The sequence below is a fragment of the Rhodohalobacter sp. genome, assembly GCF_034521535.1.
GTDB lineage: Bacteria > Bacteroidota > Rhodothermia > Balneolales > Balneolaceae > Rhodohalobacter.
Window position 1 is genome coordinate 716,773 of sequence record NZ_JAXHMF010000002.1, and the last position, 24,133, is coordinate 740,905.

Consider the following 24,133-nt stretch of genomic DNA (forward strand, 5'->3'; position numbering starts at 1 on the left):
TCAATTTTGAATTTTGCCAGATACTAAACTCTTGTGCATAGATTGATGAAAACATTACCAGCTATCGGTTATCTAATAAGGAAGCCTACATTTAAAAACTGTTCAAAATCTTTTTTCTGACTACTTTATCCAAATGCCTAAAACAGTATCAATTTTATCTTGTATTACTCTGGTTCTGTGCATTTGTACAGATTTAATGGCTAAGCAGGCTCATCAAGAGGATGCCTACGTAAACGACTCACAATATTCAATACAGGCCTACAGACTCACCGAAAGTGAATCCGTTCAGATTGATGGAATCTTGAATGAATCTTTTTGGAATCTCATTCAACCCACAACAAACTTTACACAGCAGGAACCACAGGAAGGCGGTAAACCTTCTGAAAAAACTGAAATCTATGTCGCATATGATGAAACCAATTTGTACATCGCTGCAATGCTTTATGACAGTACTCCTGATCAAATCTTAGCCTATCAGAAGCGAAGAGATGAGGGGCTTGGAGCTGATGATCGATTTATGTGGATTCTGGATACCTTCAATTCCGGCCGGAAAGCTTATTTTTTTGAGACAAATCCGGCAGCATTACGTGGAGACGGACTGCTGACAGTTGGCCAGGGAACCAATCTAAATAAAGCATGGAACGGTATATGGGACGCCAAAACTCAAATAACAGACCGGGGCTGGTCTGTTGAAATTCGCATCCCTTTTAGGTCACTCGATTTTGATCCGGAAAACACGACCTGGGGCATCAACTTTCAGCGCACCGTACGAAGAGTGAATGAAGAAATTCTTTGGGCGGGGTGGAAGCGAAATCAAGGACTTTTTCGGCCTCAGAATGCAGGAACCCTAACCGGTCTCACCAGCTTGTCTCAGGGACTTGGCCTGGAAGTTAAACCATATGCCACCGGCACTCGAAATATGACACATCCTTCCGGCGAAGAACGATCCATTGACAAATCCATGGATGCAGGGTTTGATGTATCCTACAGCTTCACCCCAAGCGTTCGAGCTTCATTGACAATAAATACCGATTTTGCTGAAACAGAGGTAGATCAACGACGGGTAAACCTTACCCGTTTTCCCTTACGGTTTCCGGAACAGCGTGACTTTTTTCTTGAAGGTTCCGGAATTTTCAGTTTTGTGCCGGCCAGTGGAGTAGAACCTTTTTTCACCAGGCAAATAGGGCTCGTTGGAGGTCAACCTGTCCCCATCACCGGTGGTCTGCGAATTTTGGGAAGGGAAGGCAATACCAACATGGGACTTTATCAGATCAGAACAGGTGAAAGTGATATTAGTGCATCTGAAGACTTTACGGCTGCACGCCTTTCTCAAAATATTTTTTCGGAGAGTTCGGTCGGGCTTATCTATACCCGCAGAGGCCAGGCCGGTGACAGCTCATTTGATACAGGCCATACTTTGGGCACAGATCTGGAATTGGGAACGTCCTCATTTCTGGGAAGCAAAAACTTACAATTTCAGGCATTTTTCGTGTGGCATAACGAAGTAAACACCGGGTTTTCAAGTGATTTTTGGGATCGTACGAGCAGAGGTATTCGACTTAACTACCCGAACTTTCCTTTTTACAGCTGGGTTTCATACAGGGAATATGGCTCTTCATTTAATCCCGCTGTCGGGTTTGTGCCTCGGAACGGTTTTCGAAGGCTTCAACCAACCGCCGGATATAATTGGGTCTTTTCTGAAAATCCAGTTCTCCGATCCTGGGAGATTCAATTACGATATGAACACCTCACTAATCTCAATTTTGAACCTGAAACCATTAATACCACTTTTACACCCGTAGATATTCAGTTTGAAAGCGGAGAACAAATTGAAATAAGCGTCAACAGAAATTTTGAAAAGATCTATGAAGGCTTCGACATCTTACGAGATGGAACCGTAATTATCCTGCCAGGGAATTACAAAAACTGGGGTTTAAATGCCGAGTTTGAAACAGCCGGCTTCAGAAAAGTATCAGGAGAAATCGAGTATAGCTACGAAGGTTTCTGGACCGGTACACGGCGGAGTTTGCAACTTGAAGGAACTATTCGTCCGTATATAGGCATTAATCTTTCGGCCAACTGGTCGAGTAGCCGGGTAGAGCTTTCTGAAACATCATTTATTACCAACCTGTTTGTGGTACGCAGCAATATCGATCTAACTCCCGATATTGCCTTTACACAAATTGTTCAATATGATGATTTGAGCGATCTTCTGGGCCTCTACAATCGATTTCGATGGACTATTACTCCGGGTTCAGATCTCTTTCTGGTTTTTTCTCGAAATTGGATAGATACAGGTCGTCGTTTAGAGGCTATCGAATCTCAGGCCGCTGTAAAAATCAATTATACTTATCGATTCTGATACGCATATAGTAAAACCGATACTTCTGATTCTCTTATTGGCAGCTTGATGGCGAAGACGCTGCGAATGCCTGAATTATACAATTACTCATACTTAATTCATCAAATACTTTTATTTTAAGAGTTATTATCAATTAACAAAATCACTTTTTATCTAATTGTCATCACAAAACAGTCAAAATAGCCGGAAGAACAACCATCTACTTTTAGACAGCATCACAGCTTTAGTACTGTTTGTTGCCGTTATCGCTAGTGCTTTCTGGGTTATAGGTGATATGTCTGATGGAAATGTCACTGTTTTTCATGTATTTGTTGCCGCATCAATCACAGCCGTGGCTACCGGTTTCGGAGCTCTTCCCTTTCTGTTTGTTGAAAAGTTTGATAACAAATGGCTCGGAATTGGAAACGCGATGGCAGCCGGTCTGATGTTGGGAGCCAGCATCGGGCTGGTTTATGAAGGGTTTACCACAGATGGAGTAACATACGCCTACCTCAGGGTTATTGCGGGAGCCGTAGTTGGTGGCGTCCTGGTTTACTATTCCCAGAAATTTCTCAACAACACGGATGAAGAGTACTCCATTGGTAATGTTCAGGGTGCAGACGCCATAAAAATGCTGATGATTGTTGGAATCATGACCGTCCACTCTTTTGCCGAAGGAATTGGTGTAGGAGTTTCGTTTGGTGAAAGCAACACATTCGGCGCATTCATATCCATCGCCATTGCCATTCACAATATTCCTGAAGGCCTGGCCATAAGTTTAATTTTGATTCCAAGAGGAACAAGTGTTCGAAAAGCTGCATTTTGGAGTATTTTCAGCAGTTTACCCCAACCCATCATGGCCATTCCGGCTTTCCTGTTCGTTTTGATATTCAAAGAGTTTCTGCCTTTTGGACTGGGGTTAGCCGCGGGTGCCATGTTCTGGATGGTTTTCAGGGAATTAATCCCCGAGGCAGAGAAAGAGCTTAACCTGAAGCAGATTTATGTCATCATGTCAATTACAGCAGCGGCAATGATTTTATTTCAATTCGTCATCGAAGGTTAAAAAAATGGCACATTCACATTCTCACGATCACTCCGGAAAAACAATTTCGCGCCTCTGGTTTACATTTTTCCTGAACCTTGGGATCAGCGTCGCCCAGCTCATCGGGGGATTCATTTCCAACAGCATGGCGCTTATCTCTGATGCGGTTCACAATCTCAGCGATACCGGTTCTGTAGGTGTATCGCTCGTTGCGAGAACATTTGCGAGAAAAGATGCCACTAAGCAAATGACCTTCGGCTATAGACGAGCGGACATCATCGGGGCCTTTATCAATTTGATCATACTCGTGGCTGTCTCCCTGTTTCTGATTAAAGAAGGAGTTGAAAGATTTTTGCAACCTGAAGAAATCGACGGAAGCATCATGTTTTGGGTGGCACTGGTTGGATTAACCGGCAATGTTCTATCGGTTTTCATTCTCCATTCAGATTCAAAAAGAAGCCTGAATGTAAAAAGCACCTATGTCCATCTTATTGGGGATGCCGCGGCCTCCTTTGCCGTGATTGTGGGTGGTGTTTTGATCCTGTATTACGATCTCTTTATCATCGACCCGATCTTAACTATTGGAATCGCGATTTACATCATGTATTCCAGCTACCAAATGCTACAGGAAACCGTTTCAATACTGATGGAAGCCACACCGCAAGACATCCGGATTGATTCCATTAAAGATGAGCTGGAATCCATCTCACACGTGCTTGATGTGCATCACATTCACGTATGGAAAATTGATGAACATCAAAAAATGCTGGAGTGCCACGTTCATATTGACAAATCACATAGCAGCCGGCTGGAAGAAATTAAATCCGATATAAAAGCTTGCCTTTCCGACCGTTTTGATGTCACTCACTCCACTATAGAGTTTGAGCTGAAACCCTGTGATAGCGATACTCACCACTCCTAACGAACTGTTTGCCCATTTTAAAATTTTATTTTCTTGATAACTGATTTCAACGGATGAACATTGAATCTTTTCGTGAATATTGCCTTTCCTTTTCAGGAGTGACCGAAGAATTTCCGTTCGATGAAAATACGCTTGTGTTCAAAGTGATGGGAAAGATGTTTGCCCTTTGTGATGTGGATGATTTTGAAAGCATCAACCTGAAATGCGATCCAGTAAAAGCGATTGAGCTAAGGGAAGAATATCCGGGGCTGATACTGCCGGGCTATCATATGAACAAAAAGCACTGGAATACGGTAAGCATGCAGGGGAATTTACCGGACGATAAAATTAAAGAGTGGATCAAGGATTCGTATGATCTTGTAGTGGCAAAGCTGCCAAAACAAGACAGGGAAAAGCTCTAGAGATTGAAACAATACAGAGATGGTATTTCTCACTATTCCGTGCTTCAGTGGCAATAGTTAATCAAATATTGTCTGATAGTGAAACCACCGTGTTTTACCTCGTCGCGGTGCTCTGCTTCGGTGACAACAAAAACGCAGCTCAGCTGCACATGAATATCCTGAATCTACTTTGAATGCTGTATTGGTTACCCTCATTCAAACTCACACCGCCTCAACTTGTCCCAAAGCTTCGAACCTAACACTCTGTTCGGCGCCCGACTTTTTTAATCGCCTTTCGTTCTACAAACAGGCCACTCCTCCGGAGTGCTTCTGAAGTCAAAAACAAGTTCTTCATCTGTCGAAGATTTAGTTTCAACACCACTACACCTTGGCGCTAAATCTCCGAACTCTTTTTAAACAATACAGACATGGTGTTTCTAACTATTTCGTGCCTTTCCGTGTTTCGCTTCGCGTCAAAAGATGAGCAGTAGCGATAGTCTATCAAATGCTGTCAGGACTCACCTCGTCACGGTGCTCTGCTCCGGTGGCGACAAACCCGCAGCTCAGCTGCACATGGATATCCTTAATCTACTTTGAATGCTGTATTGATTAACCTCATTCAAACTGACACCGCCTCAACTCAGGACAAAACTCCGAATCCACCCCCTCTATTCGGCGGATATTTTTTTTAATCGCCTTTGGTTCTACAAACAGGCCACTCCTTCGGAGTGCTTCGAAGTCAAAAACAGTCTTCATCTGTCGATGATTCAGCTTCAACACCGTTACACCTGCGCTAAATCTCCGAACTCTTTTAAACAATACGACATGGTATTTCTAACTATTCCGTGCCTTTCCGTGTTTCGCTTCGCGTCAAAAGATGAGCAGTGGCGATAATCTATTAAATGCTGTCAGGACTCACCTCGTCGCGGTGCTCTGCTCCGGGGCGACAAACCCGCAGCTCAGCTGCACATGGATATCCTGAACCTACTTTGAATGCTGTATTGATTAACCTCATTCAAACTGACACCGCCTCAACTCAGAACAAACTCCAAATCCAACTCTCTGTTCGGCGCCCGACTTTTTTTCGCCTTTGGTTCTACAAACAGGCCACTCCTCCGGAGTGCTTATACTTTCAAAATTTGGTGATTTAACTATCGATGATTCAGCATCAACTTCGTTACGTCACTGCGCTAAATCTCCGAACTCTTTTTAAGCAAAACTGACCGTGGTATTTCTAACTATTCCGTGCCTTTCCGTTCTTCAGTGGCAATAATCCATCAGATGCTCTCAAGCAGACTTCGTAATCAACCCAAAAGCAATCCAAACGGTAGTTGCTACGATGATCGCGGTGGCTACAAAGGGAAGCCCAAAATAGACGGCAAAGAGCGCCCCGCCCCAGGTCGGGCCAATCATCCGGCCCAAACCCGACAGGCCCTGTGAGGCACCCATCACGGCTCCTACATTGTCTTCACTCGCCTCTTTCGAAATTAAACTGGTGATAGTCGGCGTGTTTAAACTTTTACCGAGCGCCATCAAACCGAGAAAAAGCGCCAGGGTAAACATGCTGGTTGAAAACGGTATCAGTCCGAGCCCGATCACCATCAAAATATTACCCACCATAAAAAGCTTCTCCTCGGAAAAGACATTGGTCAGCGGTTTAATCAGAAAACCCTGAACAATCACGGCTATAATCCCAATGTAGAAAAACTGAATTCCCACCTGTTCGGCGGTCATGTTGAGCTGACTCTCTGCAAAGAGCGGAAAGGCACTGTACAGACTCGATTCGCCAAACGACAAGAGAAAAAAGCCAATAACCAGCGGAATCAAATATCCGCGGGCAGATTTTCCTTTCTGATCGGCCAGTAAACGCCAGAATTGTGGAGTGAACACACTGGGCCTACGAAATACTTTCTCTCTCGGCTTGGACGTATCCACGGTTTCGGGAAGTTTGAAAAGCACCATCAGAAAACTGCAAAAAGAGAGAAAGGCCGCAAAAAATCCAGGAAGGGCATAGCGATTTTCTCCCATCCATGCAGCAAACTCAGTAAATCCGGCGTTGGCTACCATCTCTTGAAATGCAGGATGAATCAGTGCTGTTGCCGTGGCCGGACCGATCACAAAACCGATTCCAAAGGCGGCTCCAATCAAACCCATTCCGCGTGCACGGTTTTCGCTGTCTGTCACATCAGCAATATATGCCTGAGCCGTTGAAATATTTCCACCCATCATACCCGCTATAACCCGGGAAAAGAAAAGCACTCCCAGCGACTCAGCAAAACCGAATACAACATAGGCGATAACCGCACCCAGTGTACTCATCAGCATAATCGGCCGGCGGCCGATACGATCGGACCAGCTTCCCCAAATCGGTGAAAAGATAAGCTGCATAAATGAATAAACGCTGTACAGAAGTCCGATCATCACCGCGGATGCAGCAAACTCCTGTGCATAGAAAGGCAGCAGCGGTAGAATGATACCAAACCCAAGAAGGTCGATAACAACAACAAGAAAAACAGTTGCTAAAGCAGATTTATTCATGAAATGATCCGGTGTTCTAAAGACTGCTTAAGATAGGTGCTTTGAATGTACATTTCATGAAGAAGTTGAGATGAGACAATGAACTGCGAATTCATGATTTAAGACAATCCAATTTACAGTTATATCTTCACTCCCTTAGACCGAGGAAGTGGGGAACGTAGAAATGTTTTTTTTGAGTCTGATAGAAAATTGCGATCACTCGTCCCAAAAAAATTATTGTTATACCACTTTTTACATAAAAATGATGCTTATTCCGATACCTATATCAAACCCGGAAGCGGAATAAAAGAAAGACCAATCACGATCGGCGACACGATTCCTAAAAATCGGATCTCCCGTAGCTTCAACTGAGGTAACCACTGACTTTTCCCCATTAATTACATGATAGCTGGCTTTTAAAAATAGAGAGGTGAAACGGGAAAATGTCCACTCCCATTCTATGTAGGGCTTAAATTCGGTTCCCCACCCTATAAAGCTTACGTCACCAACATGAGGACCGAATTCCTCCTCGTTGGCGTCAACATCTTCCAGGTCAATTCTGCTTAATCCAAGGCCGATTTTGAAATCATGATTTTGCAATTCAGCAAACAGATAGGCCAGGTTAAATCCGAGTGAAATTCGTGATACATCGCCAAATCCTGAATAGGCCTGAAAACCAAACTCCAAAGGAAAACTATCGTAATCTGAAAGCATCCACCTTACTCCATAAGCTTGGATATTCCTACCTGAAGCTTCCTGGACATTGAATTGTGGCATGTAAATCGTCTGCAAACCCACTTTTGAATCAATAGAATGAACGGAATCAACGGTTTGTGCCTGAGTTGTTACCCAAGAAAGACAAAAGCTAATGATGAATAATAAACGCATAGTAAATGGGTCAATCGAATTGTTGTACAGTTTACTCTCCGCGTTTTCTCTTTGCCAGTCCTCTTAGAAAATTCCGCAACACCTGATCACCGCAGTTCTTGTAGTTCCGGTGAGTATCATCCCGAAAAAATGCGCTGAGCTCTGTTTTACTTATACTCAAGCCTTCACTCTCCAGAATATCTATGATATCAGTGTCTTTGAGTTTGAATGCAACCCGCAACTTTTTCAGGACAATATTATTGGTAACCGGAGTCTGTATCGGCTGAGGCGGGTGTTTATCGCTTTTACCGCGAAGATGGAAAATCACTCCATCCAGAAAGTGAGCCGTTAGTTTGTGGTCAGTATCCTTTTCAACTTCAGTACCGTCTATTTTTGTGATGGTCTCTTTATTGTCATTAAAAATTTCAGAAACCTCCTCCCTGGAAGGCTGATAGCCTGCCAGTTTTAGAAACTCGGCGATCCGGGCATCATCCAGATCTAAAATGTAGCGGATACTTTTTATGACTTCGTCGTTTCGCATGGATAGAATTGCATTAATATTTATTTGAAGTCAAAAATACAGAAAATATCATCAAGCATTAAATGATCTGGGAGTTATTGAGACTGTCAAAATATTTTCAGGGATAGAGTTTTTGTGATCGTGTTTGACCAGCTCAGCTCAGAGTGTTTCCGCCTCTTCACGTTCTCTATACCAAACAATTCTCTCTATTCGGCGGATGATGAGGTAAGATATGCCTTTTGTTCCCCGGGTTTCACCCGGGGCTATTGTTGTGGCACCCTTTCAGGGTGCTTGATGGGTATGTTTCAGTGAGGTCTGTTTTTATACCAATAGTGTCTAAAACAATTCTGAAATCAGCAACAAATGCTGATTCTGACTGTTCAGGAAAAGTTTATCTATGTTTTAATAATTAATCCTCTATTGCCCCGAACGAAGAGTATCTTAAAATCAGGCCTTTAGCCCTTCACAGGGCTGCTTATTAGGGCTAAAGCCCTTTTCCAATGTCATCAATTTAGTCCCCTGCCTGAAGACCGGGGCAATAGACTAGATCTTATTTATTGTTTAGGACGCTATTGATTTTATACCAATCCTTCAGGAGTTTTAATGGAATACAATATTAGTTCACAAAACTCTGTGAAATTGCCTAAATAACCCTCCCAACTAAAAGCATCGGGACAGGCTGTATGTCAGCGCGCAGATATTGGCTCACGTATCATTCCACCCACGAAGAGAGGGAATCGATCAGAGTTCATAATAATATAGACGCGGTGACTCTCTGAGCTGGTTTCTAACGCACATTTGTCAGAGTGATATATTTAGTCACTGTTTATCCTTCTTTTCGATTCACCGTTCATTTGCATCATTTCGCTATTTGAGTTTAATTATCGGAATACTTACCCATAATTCTCAAGCCTATGCTTAAATACAAAAGAAGATCTCGCCATCGACATATTTCAACCGGCTTGCTTATTACTTTGGAAATTTTTGCCATAGTTACCGGTGTAATGCTCGGTTTTTTGGCTAATGAGTGGAGGGAGAACAGGGCAAATAAAAAGATTGTCGAGAATGCATTATACACCATTGCCAGTGAAATGGCTTACAATCACAATCAAATCACAAGCAATTTTGGATATTTCAGCTACATTGTTGATCAAATAGACAGCCTGAGTTCCAGTAACCCTGACAGAATTGAAGAAATGTACGGTTATCAGCTTGCAGGCTGGCAGGGTGCCCAGCCGCCAATGCTTCGGTCATCAGCTTATGAAATGACAATTATGACCGGCATCATCAAGGATTTCCCTCTTGAGACTGCCAATAAATTGGCTCAAATTTATAATACCCAGTCTGTCATAGAGCGAATGGATGACAATGTGATTTCCATTTTTATCTCTGATCCACGGTTTGCAAATATTGAAAGAATCAGGCACATATTTGGAATATACACCGAAGTTTTGCCGTCAGTCATGGTAGGGTATCAAAGCAACGGTAAAGAAGTATTGGCGGATTACGGATATGAGCTGACTCTTGAAGAGGGAAGGTTGCTGAAGGCCGTTGAGCGGTATAAACAGTTCACAAATCAGTAGTATTTCCGTCTCGTCTGAACAAGAAATTGTTCAAAAAATGATATTAAGTTCCTTTTCATGAACCACCGCAATCAATCTGAATTTGTATTAGATCAACTGAATTCGATTAAATGTTGAGGTTGAGTTGAGCTCAGAGTGTTTCCGCCTCTGCACGTTTTCTTTACCAAACAGCTCTCTCTATTCAGCGGATGATGGTGATAATGAATTTCCATACCCCGGCCTGCACCCCTGACATTACCCATATATTTATAACTTTAGTGCTTTAAATGCATTGAAGGCAATATATTTTAGCGTTCATATTTGTAATGGAAAAATCAGGGTCAACCTATTCACTCATACTTTTTTTAAAAAAGCGAAAGAACCCTCCGGCCTTGATTGGTGAAGGAGTAGCATGGTTTGCATCAAAGCGCGGGAGACATCACAATATCGGCTCCCCTGGGAGCGATCGATGTTGTGTAACCGCGCGGGCAAACCAGGCCCGGAAGCAATCACCGCCCGGGAGTTTTTGATTCCTTTTGGCGGCCCAAAAGGAATAGGGGAAACAGTTTAATCTGTGGATGTACTTTATATCATTTTTAATGATTCCAGGATTATATGGGTAACGTCAGGGGTGCGCCCAGAGCTTTCGTTGTATCGCCCTTTCAGGGCTTTTGGTGAAAATGAATATCGAGGTTCCGACTTTATGCGATTTTCAGATGTGATCCCTGGCAAATCGAGTCCCGAAGGGATGACCGAGAATAGCCACGCGCGGCAGTGCGGGGTTGTTGGCAAACATACACACCAACCGCCGAATAGAGGGCTTCGCTCAGGATTCAAAAAAATTGAGGCGTAACTCTGTGAGTTTGATACTAACGAGTATTTACCCAATTCTTTTTACTTCTCTACCATAAGCTTCGCAATGCCAACAGCTTCATCGGCTGCCCGCACGGTTTCATCCAGCATATCATATGTAAGCGTATTGGCCAGGAACCAGCTTTCGAAAGGAGATGGTGGCAGATAAATACCACGCTTCAGCATCTCATGGAAGAACACCTTAAAGAATTCCTGGTTTGTTGTATTTGCTGTTGTGAAATCGGTAACAACTTCAGGAGTGAAGAAAATGCTAATCATTGAACCCACCTGATTCATGTAATAGTCCAGCTCATGCTTATTTAAAATTCTCTGCAGACGCTTCTTCAAGTATCCGGTCTTTTCCTCCAACTCAACGTATATCTCCGGATGCTTTTCCAGTGCGCTTAACTGAGCAAAACCGGCACTCATAGCTAAGGGGTTGCCGGAAAGTGTACCGGCCTGATAGACATCCCCGACCGGAGCAACTACATCCATAATCTCTTTTTTACCGCCAAATGCTCCTACCGGAAGTCCGCCACCAATAATTTTTCCAAAGGTGACCAGGTCAGCCCACACATCATAGCGCTCCTGCGCACCACCGCGGGCTAAGCGAAAACCTGTCATCACTTCGTCAAAAATGAGTACTGTATCGTGCTTATCACACAGTTCTCTAAGTCCTTCCAAAAATCCGGGCTGAGGCGGAATACATCCCATATTCCCGGCAACGGGTTCCACAATAATTGCGGCAACCTTCCCTTTATTCTTTTTCAGGAGTTTCTCAACACTGTCCAGATCGTTGTAATTGGCATTGAGTGTATCCTTTGCCGTTCCCTCCGTTACGCCGGGGCTGCTTGGTTTTCCGAGGGTAAGTGCACCGCTTCCGGCTTTGATCAGAAATGAGTCGCCATGACCGTGATAGTTTCCTTCAAACTTGATAATCTTATCCTTCCCGGTATATCCGCGAGCCACCCGTACCGCGCTCATACATGCTTCGGTTCCGGAGTTCACCATACGCACACGATCCACATTCGGAACCATTCGGCGGACCAGTTCAGCCATTTTGATCTCAATCTCTGTCGGAGCACCAAATGATGTAGAGTTAAAAGATGCATCCTGAACGGCCTTGATAACGGGCGGATAGGCGTGTCCCAAAATCATCGGGCCCCACGAGCCTACATAATCGATATATTCATTTTCATCCTCATCGGTAATGATCGATCCCTTCGCCTTCTTGAAGAAAACCGGAATACCACCCACCGATTTAAATGCCCGCGCCGGAGAATTTACCCCGCCCGGTATAAATTCCTGTGCCTGTTTAAAGAGAAATTCGCTTTTGTTCAGTAGCATAAATATGCAGTCTTTGTATTATTTAAATTGATTGTCAAAAGCTCCCCTCTTGAGAGGGGAAAAGTGAAAGTAAAGAGGCAAAGCCTGCTTTACTGATCGAGGGGTGTGTTCGGGATATTGTAGAAAATTCAGATTCTATTCAAAAAAATACACTTATCATTAACACACCCCTAAATCCCCTCTCAAGAGGGGACTAAATTCTTATTTAGTCACTCATATTCTGCAGTGCCGCAATCCGGTCTTCCAGCGGCGGGTGAGTCATAAACAGTGCCTTAAACCCGCTCTTCTTACCGCCTGTAATTCCGAACGCCTGCATCGATTCTGGAAGCTGGTTTGGTACCTGAGACTCCGCCTTCAGTCGCTGCAGTGCGCCAATCATACCCTGACGGCTGCCAAATCTCGCGCCGGCCTCATCGGCATGAAACTCGCGTCGGCGTGAGAACCAGAATACGATGGTGGAAGCCAGAATTGCCAATACAATTTCTGCGGCAATGGTTGTTACAAAATATCCGATTCCCAGTCCACGCTCATTCTTCAGAACCACGCGGTCTACAACAAACCCGATCACACGGGCAAGGAACATCACAAAAGTGTTCACCACACCCTGAATCAGGGCAAGGGTAATCATATCGCCGTTGGCAACGTGACCCACTTCATGACCCAATACCGCCTCAATTTCAGCCTGATCAAAACGCTGCATCATTCCGCTGCTTACCGCAACCAGTGCCTTATTTCGATTGGCACCGGTAGCAAAAGCATTTGCCTGCTGTGCTTCAAAAATACCTACTTCAGGCATCCCGATTCCGGCATCTTTCGCCTGCTTCTCAATGGTTCGAACCAACCACTCCTCACGAGAGTTTTGCGGCTTGTCGATGAGCTTAATCTTCATCGTCCACTTGGCAATCTTCTTGGAGAGAAGCAGTGAGATAAAGGATCCCGCCATTCCAAAAACAAAACAGAAAATCAGTAGTGCCTGAAGATTCAGGTTTGTGCCGGTTTCATCCAGATAGGATCCCACACCCAAAATTGAAAGGGTAATACTGGCCACAATAATAATCGCCAGGTTGGTTGCAAGAAATAAAAGTACTCGTTTCATTTTTAAAGTTTAATTACTTGGTTTGTTTACAATATTCTTTTAAAAAGTCCCCTCTGGAGAGGGGATTTAGGGGTGTGTTTAGAATTTTAGCAAAAAATCGTAATGTGTAGTTTTACCCCCAATACGTTAACACACCCCTCGTCAAACCGAATCGCACTTTGTGCTTTCGTTTTGACATTTCCCCTCTCAAGAGGGGAAGCCATTTACTTCTTCAAAATCAGTTTTGCAGCATCTTTGGCGAAGTAGGTTGCGATCAGGTCGGCGCCGGCTCGTTTGAAGCCGATCAGTGCCTCCATCATTGCCTCTTCCTCATTGATCCAGCCTTTTTCTGCCGCAGCCTTGATCATGGCATATTCACCGGAAACGTTATAGACCGATACCGGCAGATTCACGACCTCTTTTACGGCCCGAACCACATCCAGGTATGGAATGCCCGGTTTTACCATGATGATATCTGCACCTTCCTGCTCGTCTGTAATTGCTTCTTTCACAGCTTCAGTAACGTTTGAGGGATCCATTTGGTACGTCTTTTTATCCCCAAACCCGGGCGCCGAATCGAGTGCATCACGGAATGGTCCGTAGTAGCTTGAGGCGTACTTGGCACTGTATGCCATAATTCCCGTATTGGGGAAACCGGCCTCTTCCAGCGCTTCGCGCATCAGCAAAATTCGTCCGTCCATCATATCCGATGGAGCCACAAAATCGGCGCCGGCTTCGGCATGACTCACCGCCATTTTCGCCAGGATGTCCACGCTCTCATCGTTCAGAATTTTACCCTCTTTCACAACGCCATCGTGTCCGTAACTGGAATATGGATCCATTGCCACATCGGTCATGACCACCATCTCCGGAAACTGCTCCTTAATGGTTCGTACCGATTTCTGCATCAGTCCGTTTGGATCAAGAGCTTCCGAGCCCTCGTTATCTTTCTTTTCTTCCGGTACCTTGGCAAACAGAAGAACCGCGGGAATTCCTAATTGTTGTATTTCCTCGATTTCTTTTAAAAGCAGATCGAGAGTATACCTGTAATAATCCGGCATGGATGGAATCTCCACCTTCTCGTTTTTTCCCTCCATCACAAATAGAGGCGCGATAAAATCATTTACCGACAGATGGTTTTCCGCTACCATTCGACGCACATTACCCGAACTGCGAAGTCGCCGGGGTCTGGAATAGGGAAACTCTGAATAACTCATAGATAAACTGTTAATAGGTTGTTGTCATCGTAGATGGAACGGCAATGGTTAAATCTGCAGCCTGCAGCTGTAGCTTGATCCACGCTTCTCACATCATCCACCACGATCGTATTGATTGTTAAAACTCTTAGTTCAGGACGGTCTCGTTTCACATACCAGACAATTCCTTCATAATCGTTGGAGTGATACGAGCCGTTCAAATGAAAGATTCGGCTATTTTCTTCAAGGTTTGTCAAAATAAAATGAGCCATCGTAGCATCTTTAACAGCCTGCGCATAAACGATATTCATTCCGCCGTGTCCCTGCGCCATCTCCAGCATGTTTTGATAACCCGGAAGATCCGTGTCCACCTCAACGGGCAGCGGCATCATCCACTGCTTGGCTTCCGCTGATAGTTCATCCAGCACTTCAAGCCCACCACCGTAGACCGCAGACGCATAACGCCTCGGGATATTTGTGGCGATCAATTTCCAGATCGTTCTCTTTAGCAAATTCAAGAACCGGTTTGTAATCGGTACTGTAGTTATTCCAAAGCCGGGCCTCATTTTCAAAGCTGGACTGACTGATTAAACCTTCAAAATATTCATCAATGAGCAGCTGCTGATCTGCCTCAAACATCTCCATTCCTACCAACGTTGATCGCGATGTATCTGAAGCCAAATCCTGCAGCAGTTCAATTTGCAGCCAGTGAGCAATGGTATTGTTGTGCAGCTCACCAAAAAATACCAGGTCACTGTTGGTCGACTGTACTTTCAGGCTCTGATAAGAGACGACATTCCCGTTTTTATTATAGATCAAATAGGCCGGTTTATCTGCATCGGGAGTAAAGCCGCTCCACAAAATCAGTAAAAAAAGAGCCAATACCATCTTTAAAATGTTCGCCATCTCGATTTTTTGTCATTAGATATAACCCGCCATATCAGTACAGCGGGCTTTAAAAATAGTCAGAAATCATGAAGTGGTTGTAAAGAATCAGGGAGCCTGCATCAGCATCTCTTCGCGTATAGCCTGAAACTCGTCCCCCTCTTCCCAGCTCATCATCTCATCGGCGTTCAGAATGTGGAAGCTTGATCGAAAGAATAATCGCACGTCCTTCTCCATACCTGAAAGGTCCCAATACTCGTTGATTTCATCGCCGACCGAGTGATAGTTCACGGCGCTGAGGCTATCCACCGTTTCGATGAAATCTTCAGGTTTGTTCACATAGTCACGGCCCGGATTCGGGAATATAGCCGGAATACCAACTCGTGCCAGTGAGAAGTGATCAGACCGATAGAAGAAACCCTGACCCGGATTTGGATCCGGTTTCACCACACGTCCTTCTTGATCCGCATATTGCCGGATAACATCCGTAATTGTGTTTCTTCCATAACCTACCAAAACCACATCCTCGGTTTCGCCATACACCTGCATGCCGTCCATGTTAATGTTGGCGGTTATTTTGCCGGGGTGAATAGTCGGATTTTGTGACCAATAGAGCGAACCCAAAAGTCCCATCTCTTCAGCACCAACAAAAAGGAACAATGCACTTCGGCGCATTTCCGGCTCCAGTTGCTTGTATGCATTTGCCATCTCAAGCACCGCACTTATTCCGGCCGCGTTATCCAGAGCGCCATTGTTGATAGAGTCGCCATCCACCGGAGTTGTAACTCCAAGATGATCGTAATGCGCGGTAAAGACCACATACTCATCCATTAAATCCGGATCACTTCCCCTGATTTGCCCCAGTACATTTCGGGTGGACATATCACTGTAGGTTGCGTTCAGTGTCAGATCAAGCGTAACACCTTCCAGCGGCATTGGCTCAAAATTCCGGTTTTCTGCCGCTTCCAGCATCTCCTCCAGATTCAGCCCGGCAAGATCAAAAAGATTCTCGCTATGCTCTTCTGTCAGCCATCCGTTAAACTCCGGTTTTGTACCGGCGTCGTCATCACCCTTCAGTGAAAAACGCTCACGGCCCCAGCTGTTCTCAATAACAGACCATCCATAACCGGCTGTTGGGGTAGTGTGGATGATAATCGCACCCAGTGCGCCCATCTCTTCCGCTTTTTCAAACTTATAGCTCCAGCGACCGTAGTAGAGACGGGAATCGCCCTCAAAAATTTCAGGATCGTTTGAAGGGTCACTGTTTTTAAATACCAGCACCTTCCCTTCTACATCAGCGCCCTTATAATCATCCCAGTCAAATTCCGGAGCCTGAATGCCGTAACCTACATAAAGTAACTCCGCATTTCTCAATTGAACACGTTCCGCTTCGTTGCTCGGCCAGGCCATAAAATCCGTTCTGTATCCCAATTGTTCTGCAACCTGTCCGTTTGAACGGATATTCATTGCGGCTGAAGAACCGTCTATCTGTTGACCCAGCAGTGGAATTTGCTGAACATATGAGCCGTCGTCCATCCCCGGCTCAACACCCATCTGCTCCATCGTTTCAACCAGATAATCCACCGTTAAATCTTCACCCTCTGTTGCGGGTGCACGGCCTTCAAATTCATCGGATGAGATCACTTCAATATGGCTCATCAAAGATTCAGCTGTGATAGAATTCGCAGCCTGCTCCACGGGTGGCTGACCACAAGAAGCGGCCAGAAATAAAAATAGCGGTGATAAAAAAAGTAGAATCCTGTTCATGATGTTATATAGTTTGTTTAGTATGGTGCGTGAATATCTTACTGTAAATGATTAAGTAACAAGTCTCCCTTTGAAAGGAGAATTAGAGGTATGAACACCCCTCATCCCGACAAAAATGCAGTCGGGACACTCCCCTCAAGGGGAGAATCTTTTGATCGTTAACTAAATCCTGATAAAACGATCTATCATGAATTAACGACCTATTCGGAGTTTTTCTCCATCATTAAATGTAGGATTTTAAACAGTGACTTAACAATTCACTGAATTGATTTTTCTACTGCTCCCTTTTTTCGTATGATTTGATTGATATGATAAATTACTACGACCATAAAACTATTCTTATTACCGGAGCGGCCAGCGGCATCGGTAAACGATTTGCCGAAAAAGTTGCTGATATTGCCGATGTAAAGCTCATTCTCTGGGATCGTAATCCGGACGATCTTCATAAACTTAAAAATGAAATTAAAGACCGGGCTGAGGTCCACGTTACCGGGATTGATGTAACAGACAGAAATCTTATTCAACTCGAGGCAGATCATTTTATCAAAGAAAATCTGGTTCCGGATATCATTATCAACTGCGCCGGGATTGTAGTTGGCAAGATGTTTCATGAACACTCCTTTTCTGAAATTGAAAAATCGATTCAGATCAACACAACCGGCAGCATGTGGGTAACACGGGCTTTTTTAAATGAGATGATTGAGCGCGGGTCGGGTCAAATCGTAAATCTTGCGTCCGCCTCAGGCTATATCGGAAATCCCAGGATGAGTGTGTATGCCGCCAGTAAGTGGGCCGTGATCGGCTGGAGTGAATCACTTCGTCTTGAGATGGAAAAGCTGAATACCGGTGTGGGCGTTACGGCAGTCATTCCCAGCTACATCAAAACAGGCATGTTTGATGGCGTGAAAGCCCCAATACTAGTTCCTCTTTTAGAGACAGATGAGATTGTTGACTTGATGCTAAAAGGAATTGCTGCAGGCAAACGATCCATTCAGGCACCGTTTATGGTAAAATTGGTGCCATTGATAAAAGCACTTTTACCTTATAAACTATTTGATTGGGTAGCCGGCAATCTGCTGGGTGTTTATAAGTCTATGGAATCATTTGAAGGGAGAACGCCTAAATCAAAAAAGTCATGACTATTCAAAAACTGGTAGAACATCAAAAAAAGACTTTTCAGCAGGGTGAGATCAGTTCTCTGAGCAAGAGAAAAGAGTCTCTGCTAACTCTAAAAAAATTGCTTCAGGAGAACGAACAGGAAATATGCGCGGCTATTCATGAAGATTTTGGCAAGCCCTATTCCGAAGCTTACACATCCGAAATCGCTACCATACTTCACGAAATTGATCACCATCTAAAACATATCGATAAATGGGTAAAGCCCGATCAGGTCGGCAACTCGATATTCACCTTTCCATCCAGAAATACAGTCTATAAAAAGCCCTTCGGTACGGTTTTGATTATAGGAGCGTGGAACTACCCGATTCATCTGACGTTCCAGCCTTTGGTCGGAGCACTTTCGGCCGGTAACAACGCTATTCTAAAACCTTCTGAACTGGCTGTACAGACATCAGCACTGATTAAAGATCTGGTTGAGCAATATTTTTCTCCATCCGTTCTGGCCGTTGTTGAAGGTGCCGTTGAAGAGACTCAGGAACTTTTATCTCAACCGTTTGACAAGATTTTTTTTACCGGAAGTACCCGTGTAGGGAAAATAGTAATGAAGGCCGCTGCAGAACAGCTGATTCCGGTTACCTTAGAACTCGGCGGAAAAAGTCCGGCTATTGTTCATTCCGATGCCAATATCGAAATAGCCGCTAAACGCATTTGGTGGGGAAAAACCATGAATGCCGGCCAAATTTGTGTGGCACCCGACTATGTATTGATTCATCAGTCAGTCAAAGACGAGTTTGTGGAGATGGGCCAGCAAGTTCTCTCACAGTTTTACAGTAATGATTACATCACCGGCGAAAATTATACGCAGATTATAAACCACGATCATTTTGACCGGCTCGAAAATCTGCTTGAGCAGAGTGATGTTATCCATGGTGGGATGACCAACCGAGAGACCAGATTTATCGAACCAACCATGATTCAGGCCGATTGGGACTCTGTTATTATGGAAGAGGAAATTTTTGGACCGCTTCTGCCGATACTCACTTACGAAAGTCTGGACGAAGCTAAAGCCAAGCTAATTGAAAGGAATTCACCCTTGGCCCTCTACCTTTTTACAGACAGCTCTGATGTAGAATCGGAAATTATTGAAGATGTACCTTTTGGCGGAGGTTGCATCAATGAAACCATCAGTCATTTGACCAACCCAAACTTACCGTTTGGCGGAGTGGGCCACAGCGGTATGGGCGCCTATCACGGAAAGTATAGTTTTGACTGCTTTACCCGGCTCCAGTCTGTTCTGAAAAAGCCTGTCTGGCCTGATCCGGATTTTCGTTATCCGCCCATTGACACCGACAAGTTAAAATGGCTCAAAAAGCTTCTGAAATAATGAATTCAGAACCTAAAAAGACGTTTAAGGCGTTGGTTGCAGAAAAATCGGGAAACACCTACATCCAATCTGTAAAAGAGAAAACCATTTCTGATCTCCCTGATCATGATGTATTGGTTAAGGTTCACTACTCATCACTCAACTACAAAGATGCGCTATCCGCAACCGGTAATAAGGGAGTTACTAAAGAGTATCCCTTTACACCGGGAATCGACGCTGCAGGCGTGGTAGAAAAAAGCAGTGACGATCGCTTTAAAAGTGGCGACAAGGTAATCGTAACCAGTTACGATCTTGGTATGAATACCCCCGGCGGGTTTGGTCAGTATATTTCTGTTCCGGGCGATTGGATTGTACCTCTTCCTTCCGGTTTAAGCATTAAAGAAAGTATGATGATCGGTACTTCCGGACTGACGGCCGCCATCGGAGTAGAAAAAATCATCAAGCAGCAAATTGGGCCTATGGATGGCAGCGTATTGGTTACGGGAGCAACCGGAGGTGTTGGATCTTTCGCAGTCGGTTTGTTGAGTCAGCTCGGTTACAAGGTAATAGCGGCAACGGGTAAAATGAATCAAACCGATTTTTTAAAATCACTCGGAGCAGCTGAGATTATACACCGGGATAAAGTCACAGACATTCCGGATAAACCGCTGTTATCGGGGAGATGGATTGCAGCACTTGATACCGTAGGTGGAGAGATGCTCGATGCCGTCATTCGTCAAACGGAGCACAATGGAGTCGTTGCCTGCTGCGGGAATGTACTTGGTCACGAGCTGCACACAAACGTTTTACCTTTTATTCTTCGCGGAGTCTCGTTGATGGGGATTGATTCCGGAATTGCCTTAATGACCGACAGGATGAGAATTTGGAAACTACTCGCTGAAGAGTGGAAGCCCAAATTTTTACACAAAATACACAGAGAGACAGATCTCAAAAATCTTCCCAACGAGATACAGCAAATCCTGCAGGGAAATCAGGTCGGGAAAGTTTTAGTTAACGTGAATTCGAGATAAAGTCATTGAATTTGGCAACATAAGAAGTCCCCTCATTTCCAAGGAGTGGCTCCGAGCGAAGCGATTATAGCCTTTTTCATTGAGATCCCTCCATGCGTTCGCTACGCCTGCCTTTGCTAAAGCTTCGGCAGACAGGCTTCTTAGTCGGGACGACATGGCACTGGGTAAAGCAGCAGCGGGCCTGTCCTTTGTAGCCTCGGCGCAGAAAGCTGTATATGGATAAAAGGTTGAGAGCTGCCCGCTGCCTTTTCCCATGTGAAGCCTGTCATTCCGACCGTAAATCCGTGTTTTTCGGATTGAAGTGGAGGAATCTCCGGAAAACTATCTAAAATTTACTTAGGTCATGATCTAAAATAAATTTGTGTACACTCGGTAGCTTAACAAAGGGGGATTGAGGGGGATGTTCATGAAAATCCCTTTGACACTCCTCTTACTTTCGTTTCACGTGTCTCTGTCGCTCGGAGCCCCTTATTAGGGGAGAATTTTTCATCAGTTATTTTATCCCAAAACCAACCTAAATCAGCTTGCCTGACTAAACACCTTGGCAGACTTTGCTCCACCTTTTTTCACAGCTTTTTTCAACGGGTTTAACATATCATCCGCTTTGATTGGTTTAACGAGATAGTCGGCATTACCTAACTTCTTGGCGCTTTTAATCAGATCACTTTCGGCACTTCCGGATAGAAAAATAATCGGTATATCAGAAAAACGCCGAATCTCTTCACTTGCGTCCAAACCGCTCATTCCTCCTTTCAGTGAGATATCCATCACTATTACATCAGGCTTTAACTGCCTTGCCATATCGATGGCCTGTTTGCCTGACTGAGCCTTGCCTATCACCGTATAACCCAGTTTTTCTATAATCCTGGATTCAACCAGTGAAAGCAGCATATCGTCTTCCACTACTATAACTGAACCTTTTGACATATTTTTTTTCATGACCGAGCTGAATTGATTTACTACTGAATCAATATATTAAATTTATATAATATTAAAAAATCTTAATATTCAGATGGCCGGACTCTATGTTGATTCATGCAGGTAATGAAAATAGTACCGCAATATTTTACCCCGGTTGATCTGGTGCACCTGAGGTTACAATAGAAACGTATTGATGATCACATCATCGAACTTGCTTACCCCTAGGGGCTTAATCACACTAAAACCTGCCCTAAGGACAGTCAACGAAAGATTTTTTATAAATCATGGCACAGTTAATTGATCCACAATCGAATGCCATCCCATAAACTTCTGTTTAACTGCATATGAAAAACAAAATTTTAATTTCGCTTTTATTCGTACTTCTCGGTGGCTGCACAACCATTGAGATATCTGAGTCAGACGCCTTTGACCCTCATGTCACCATTTCAGCTGATCAGTTTCCCATACACAGTTACACACTCCATGACCTGAATATTGAAACGGTGGATGGCGAAACACTTGACGCCTGGTTTTTGGAGCGCGAGGGCGCCGACAAAACCGTAATCTACTACGGCGGAAATGGATTCTTAATGATGAAATCGCGTCCACTCATTGATGCATACGCTGATGTACCTGTCCACCTGCTGATGATCGACTATCGTGGATATGGACGCAGCAGTGGAGAACCAACTGTAGATGGTGTAAAAACAGATGTAAGAGCAGCCTACAACCTGGCCAAAAACGATCTCCCTGTTGAATCGGGCCCCATCTACGTTCATGGTCATTCGATGGGCTCTTTTCTGGCCGCTTACATTGCAGACAATGAAGATGTTGCCGGCTACATCCTGGAGAGCCCCATCACAGATGTTGACAGCTGGACAAAACGTCTTGTTCCCGGATTGCTGCGCCCCTTCGTAAGTTTTGATATTGATGATTCAATTAAAGCCCAGAACAATATTGAACCTGTAAAACGAATTATCGAACCTCTTTTAATTATCGGGGGTGAACAGGATGAAATCACTCCTTTTGGAATGGCGGAGGAGCTTCACGAAAAATCGTCTTCCGATATAAAACGTTTGGTAAAAATTCCAAACGGCAACCACAACGACCTTCCTGATTCAGAAGTTTACAGAGATGCACTGATTGAGTTTTTTGGAGATAAATAACTCATAATCTTATTCATAGAAAGTCAGTTAATCATGAAGTTCAGCTCATATTTCCATTGGATTGGCTCCGACGAAGCGACCTGAAGTATTTCGTATTGTTTAAATTCATGAGTAAATACACTTCGTATCGAAGTCGAATCCTCGGGCCTGGTTACAGAACTTTTATATTCGATAAGCAAAAAATTACTGAAGTAGCGGTTTAATATTTGCAACCACCCTTTAAATACCCCTCCTTGAAAAAGGAGGGGACTTTTGGAGCATTTCATTAAAGATTCTTATGTCGAACTCAAATTTTAAATAAAAAAAGGGAAACACGAGTTAACGCATTTCCCTTATCTAAAGATTTGAAACTAAAAGTTACATTTCTCCTTGCTGCGCGTCGGCAGGTATCCAGTCCATAATTACGTCCTCATTATCCTGCATCCATTGTCTGGCAACTACTTCATTATCCTCATCAGATTCATTAATCGTAACCATCAGGTCAGCCAGCTCAGCATCTGTGAGCTCCATATTTGCGAGAAAGTTGGCCAGTTCCGGCTTATCCATTGAGAGATCTTTTCGACCCATGATATGAATTTGTCCGGTTCCCCATAGTTCCTTGTCTTCATCCTGTTCAAGGAATTTCAGGTCGAAACGACCAAATTTCCAATGCGGCTTCCATCCTGTAACTACAATCCACTCTTCATCTTCATAAGCGCGTTGCAGAGCAGACGTCATGGCCGGTCCGCTCGACTGAACGAGTTCATAGTCCAGGTTATACTCTTCGATCACATTTTTGGTGGTCTTCATCACTCCGGCACCTGCATCAATTCCGGTGATTTCTCCGTCAAATTGATCCCGTACGCTATTCAGTTGTGATATACTGTCAATTTCAACGTATTCGGGAACGACTAATCCACTTTGCGTACCTTCGTACACTACGCCAAGATCTACAATGTCGTCCTTAAACTGATCGTAATAATCGGCATGAAGAACAGGCAGCCATGTTTCCATGAATGCATCCGAGTCGCCCTGTGCAATGGCAGTGTAAGCCGGGCCAACATCCGCTGAAGTAATCTCAACTTCGTAACCCATTTTATCTTCCAATACCACTTTGGCAAGATTGGTATAAGCAATCCCTTCCGCCCAGTTTACATAGACAAGATCCGCTGATTTTTCATTTTGCTCTTGGGCACATCCTGTGATAAGCCCTATCGCCAGGACAAAAACGCCCAGCTTCGATAACATATTCAATATTCTACTGTTTGATACCATGATTTT

At 44.2% G+C, this 24,133-nt stretch carries 20 protein-coding genes; 9 read left to right on the forward strand and 11 right to left on the reverse strand.

Annotated features, from left to right (window positions below):
• Positions 1-196: 196 nt before the first annotated feature.
• The 4 genes from U5K35_RS05475 (at position 197) to U5K35_RS05490 (ending at position 4,706) form a co-directional block, all read left to right on the forward strand.
• Positions 197-2,362, forward strand: coding sequence for a carbohydrate binding family 9 domain-containing protein (locus U5K35_RS05475; RefSeq protein ID WP_322570460.1), 2,166 nt, complete (start codon positions 197-199; stop codon positions 2,360-2,362).
• Positions 2,363-2,636: 274 nt separating this feature from the next.
• On the forward strand, positions 2,637-3,404 hold the full coding sequence (locus U5K35_RS05480; protein WP_416221591.1) for a ZIP family metal transporter: 768 nt from the start codon (positions 2,637-2,639) through the stop codon (positions 3,402-3,404).
• A gap of 4 nt (positions 3,405-3,408) precedes the next feature.
• Positions 3,409-4,305, forward strand: coding sequence for a cation diffusion facilitator family transporter (locus tag U5K35_RS05485; RefSeq protein ID WP_322570462.1), 897 nt, complete (start codon positions 3,409-3,411; stop codon positions 4,303-4,305).
• Positions 4,306-4,358: 53 nt separating this feature from the next.
• Positions 4,359-4,706, forward strand: coding sequence for an MmcQ/YjbR family DNA-binding protein (locus tag U5K35_RS05490; RefSeq protein WP_322570463.1), 348 nt, complete (start codon positions 4,359-4,361; stop codon positions 4,704-4,706).
• Between the two features lie 1,266 nt (positions 4,707-5,972).
• Here U5K35_RS05490 and U5K35_RS05495 read toward each other — a convergent pair.
• The 3 genes from U5K35_RS05495 to U5K35_RS05505 form a co-directional block, all read right to left on the reverse strand.
• Complete coding sequence (locus U5K35_RS05495; RefSeq protein WP_322570464.1) at positions 5,973-7,223, reverse strand: MFS transporter; 1,251 nt, start codon at positions 7,221-7,223, stop codon at positions 5,973-5,975.
• A gap of 231 nt (positions 7,224-7,454) precedes the next feature.
• Positions 7,455-7,979: a hypothetical protein gene (locus tag U5K35_RS05500; protein WP_322570465.1), complete on the reverse strand. Its 525-nt coding sequence runs from the start codon at positions 7,977-7,979 to the stop codon at positions 7,455-7,457.
• Positions 7,980-8,121: 142 nt separating this feature from the next.
• Entirely contained in the window at positions 8,122-8,610 is a 489-nt protein-coding gene (locus tag U5K35_RS05505) for a DUF1456 family protein (protein WP_322570466.1), read from the reverse strand.
• An 893-nt stretch (positions 8,611-9,503) separates the two neighbouring features.
• Here U5K35_RS05505 and U5K35_RS05510 point away from each other — a divergent pair.
• Complete coding sequence (locus tag U5K35_RS05510; protein ID WP_322570467.1) at positions 9,504-10,172, forward strand: hypothetical protein; 669 nt, start codon at positions 9,504-9,506, stop codon at positions 10,170-10,172.
• Positions 10,173-11,045: 873 nt separating this feature from the next.
• Here U5K35_RS05510 and hemL read toward each other — a convergent pair.
• The 6 genes from hemL to U5K35_RS05540 form a co-directional block, all read right to left on the reverse strand.
• On the reverse strand, positions 11,046-12,350 hold the full coding sequence (gene hemL, locus U5K35_RS05515; protein WP_322570468.1) for a glutamate-1-semialdehyde 2,1-aminomutase: 1,305 nt from the start codon (positions 12,348-12,350) through the stop codon (positions 11,046-11,048).
• A gap of 205 nt (positions 12,351-12,555) precedes the next feature.
• Positions 12,556-13,446, reverse strand: coding sequence for a protease HtpX (gene htpX / locus U5K35_RS05520; protein ID WP_322570469.1), 891 nt, complete (start codon positions 13,444-13,446; stop codon positions 12,556-12,558).
• Between the two features lie 203 nt (positions 13,447-13,649).
• On the reverse strand, positions 13,650-14,642 hold the full coding sequence (gene hemB, locus U5K35_RS05525; protein ID WP_322570470.1) for a porphobilinogen synthase: 993 nt from the start codon (positions 14,640-14,642) through the stop codon (positions 13,650-13,652).
• On the reverse strand, positions 14,639-15,133 hold the full coding sequence (locus U5K35_RS05530) for a ChaN family lipoprotein (protein ID WP_322570471.1): 495 nt from the start codon (positions 15,131-15,133) through the stop codon (positions 14,639-14,641). The genes hemB and U5K35_RS05530 overlap by 4 nt, the downstream gene beginning before the upstream one ends.
• Positions 15,051-15,527 (reverse strand): ChaN family lipoprotein, encoded by a 477-nt coding sequence (locus U5K35_RS05535; protein ID WP_322570472.1) that lies wholly within the window; start codon positions 15,525-15,527, stop codon positions 15,051-15,053. Before U5K35_RS05535 ends, U5K35_RS05530 begins: the two co-directional genes overlap by 83 nt.
• A gap of 87 nt (positions 15,528-15,614) precedes the next feature.
• Positions 15,615-17,273, reverse strand: a complete 1,659-nt coding sequence (locus U5K35_RS05540; RefSeq protein ID WP_322570473.1) for a M28 family peptidase — start codon at positions 17,271-17,273, stop codon at positions 15,615-15,617.
• A gap of 308 nt (positions 17,274-17,581) precedes the next feature.
• Between U5K35_RS05540 and U5K35_RS05545 the strand changes: the two genes are divergently transcribed.
• The 3 genes from U5K35_RS05545 to U5K35_RS05555 are packed head-to-tail and all read left to right on the forward strand — an operon-like array spanning position 17,582 to position 20,786.
• A complete protein-coding gene (locus tag U5K35_RS05545) occupies positions 17,582-18,412 on the forward strand; it encodes an SDR family NAD(P)-dependent oxidoreductase (RefSeq protein WP_322570474.1) in 831 nt (276 codons plus the stop codon).
• Entirely contained in the window at positions 18,409-19,776 is a 1,368-nt protein-coding gene (locus tag U5K35_RS05550) for an aldehyde dehydrogenase (protein WP_322570475.1), read from the forward strand. Before U5K35_RS05545 ends, U5K35_RS05550 begins: the two co-directional genes overlap by 4 nt.
• Positions 19,776-20,786, forward strand: a complete 1,011-nt coding sequence (locus tag U5K35_RS05555) for a YhdH/YhfP family quinone oxidoreductase (protein ID WP_322570476.1) — start codon at positions 19,776-19,778, stop codon at positions 20,784-20,786. Before U5K35_RS05550 ends, U5K35_RS05555 begins: the two co-directional genes overlap by 1 nt.
• A gap of 519 nt (positions 20,787-21,305) precedes the next feature.
• Here the strand turns inward: U5K35_RS05555 and U5K35_RS05560 are convergent.
• The gene (locus U5K35_RS05560; protein ID WP_322570477.1) at positions 21,306-21,725 is read right to left on the reverse strand and encodes a response regulator; all 420 of its coding nucleotides are present in this window, start codon (positions 21,723-21,725) and stop codon (positions 21,306-21,308) included.
• Between the two features lie 326 nt (positions 21,726-22,051).
• Here U5K35_RS05560 and U5K35_RS05565 point away from each other — a divergent pair, with 326 nt between their 5' ends.
• Positions 22,052-22,873 (forward strand): alpha/beta hydrolase, encoded by an 822-nt coding sequence (locus tag U5K35_RS05565; RefSeq protein ID WP_322570478.1) that lies wholly within the window; start codon positions 22,052-22,054, stop codon positions 22,871-22,873.
• A 357-nt stretch (positions 22,874-23,230) separates the two neighbouring features.
• Here the strand turns inward: U5K35_RS05565 and U5K35_RS05570 are convergent, their stop codons facing one another.
• Entirely contained in the window at positions 23,231-24,127 is an 897-nt protein-coding gene (locus U5K35_RS05570; protein ID WP_322570479.1) for a glycine betaine ABC transporter substrate-binding protein, read from the reverse strand.
• Positions 24,128-24,133 lie beyond the last annotated feature (6 nt).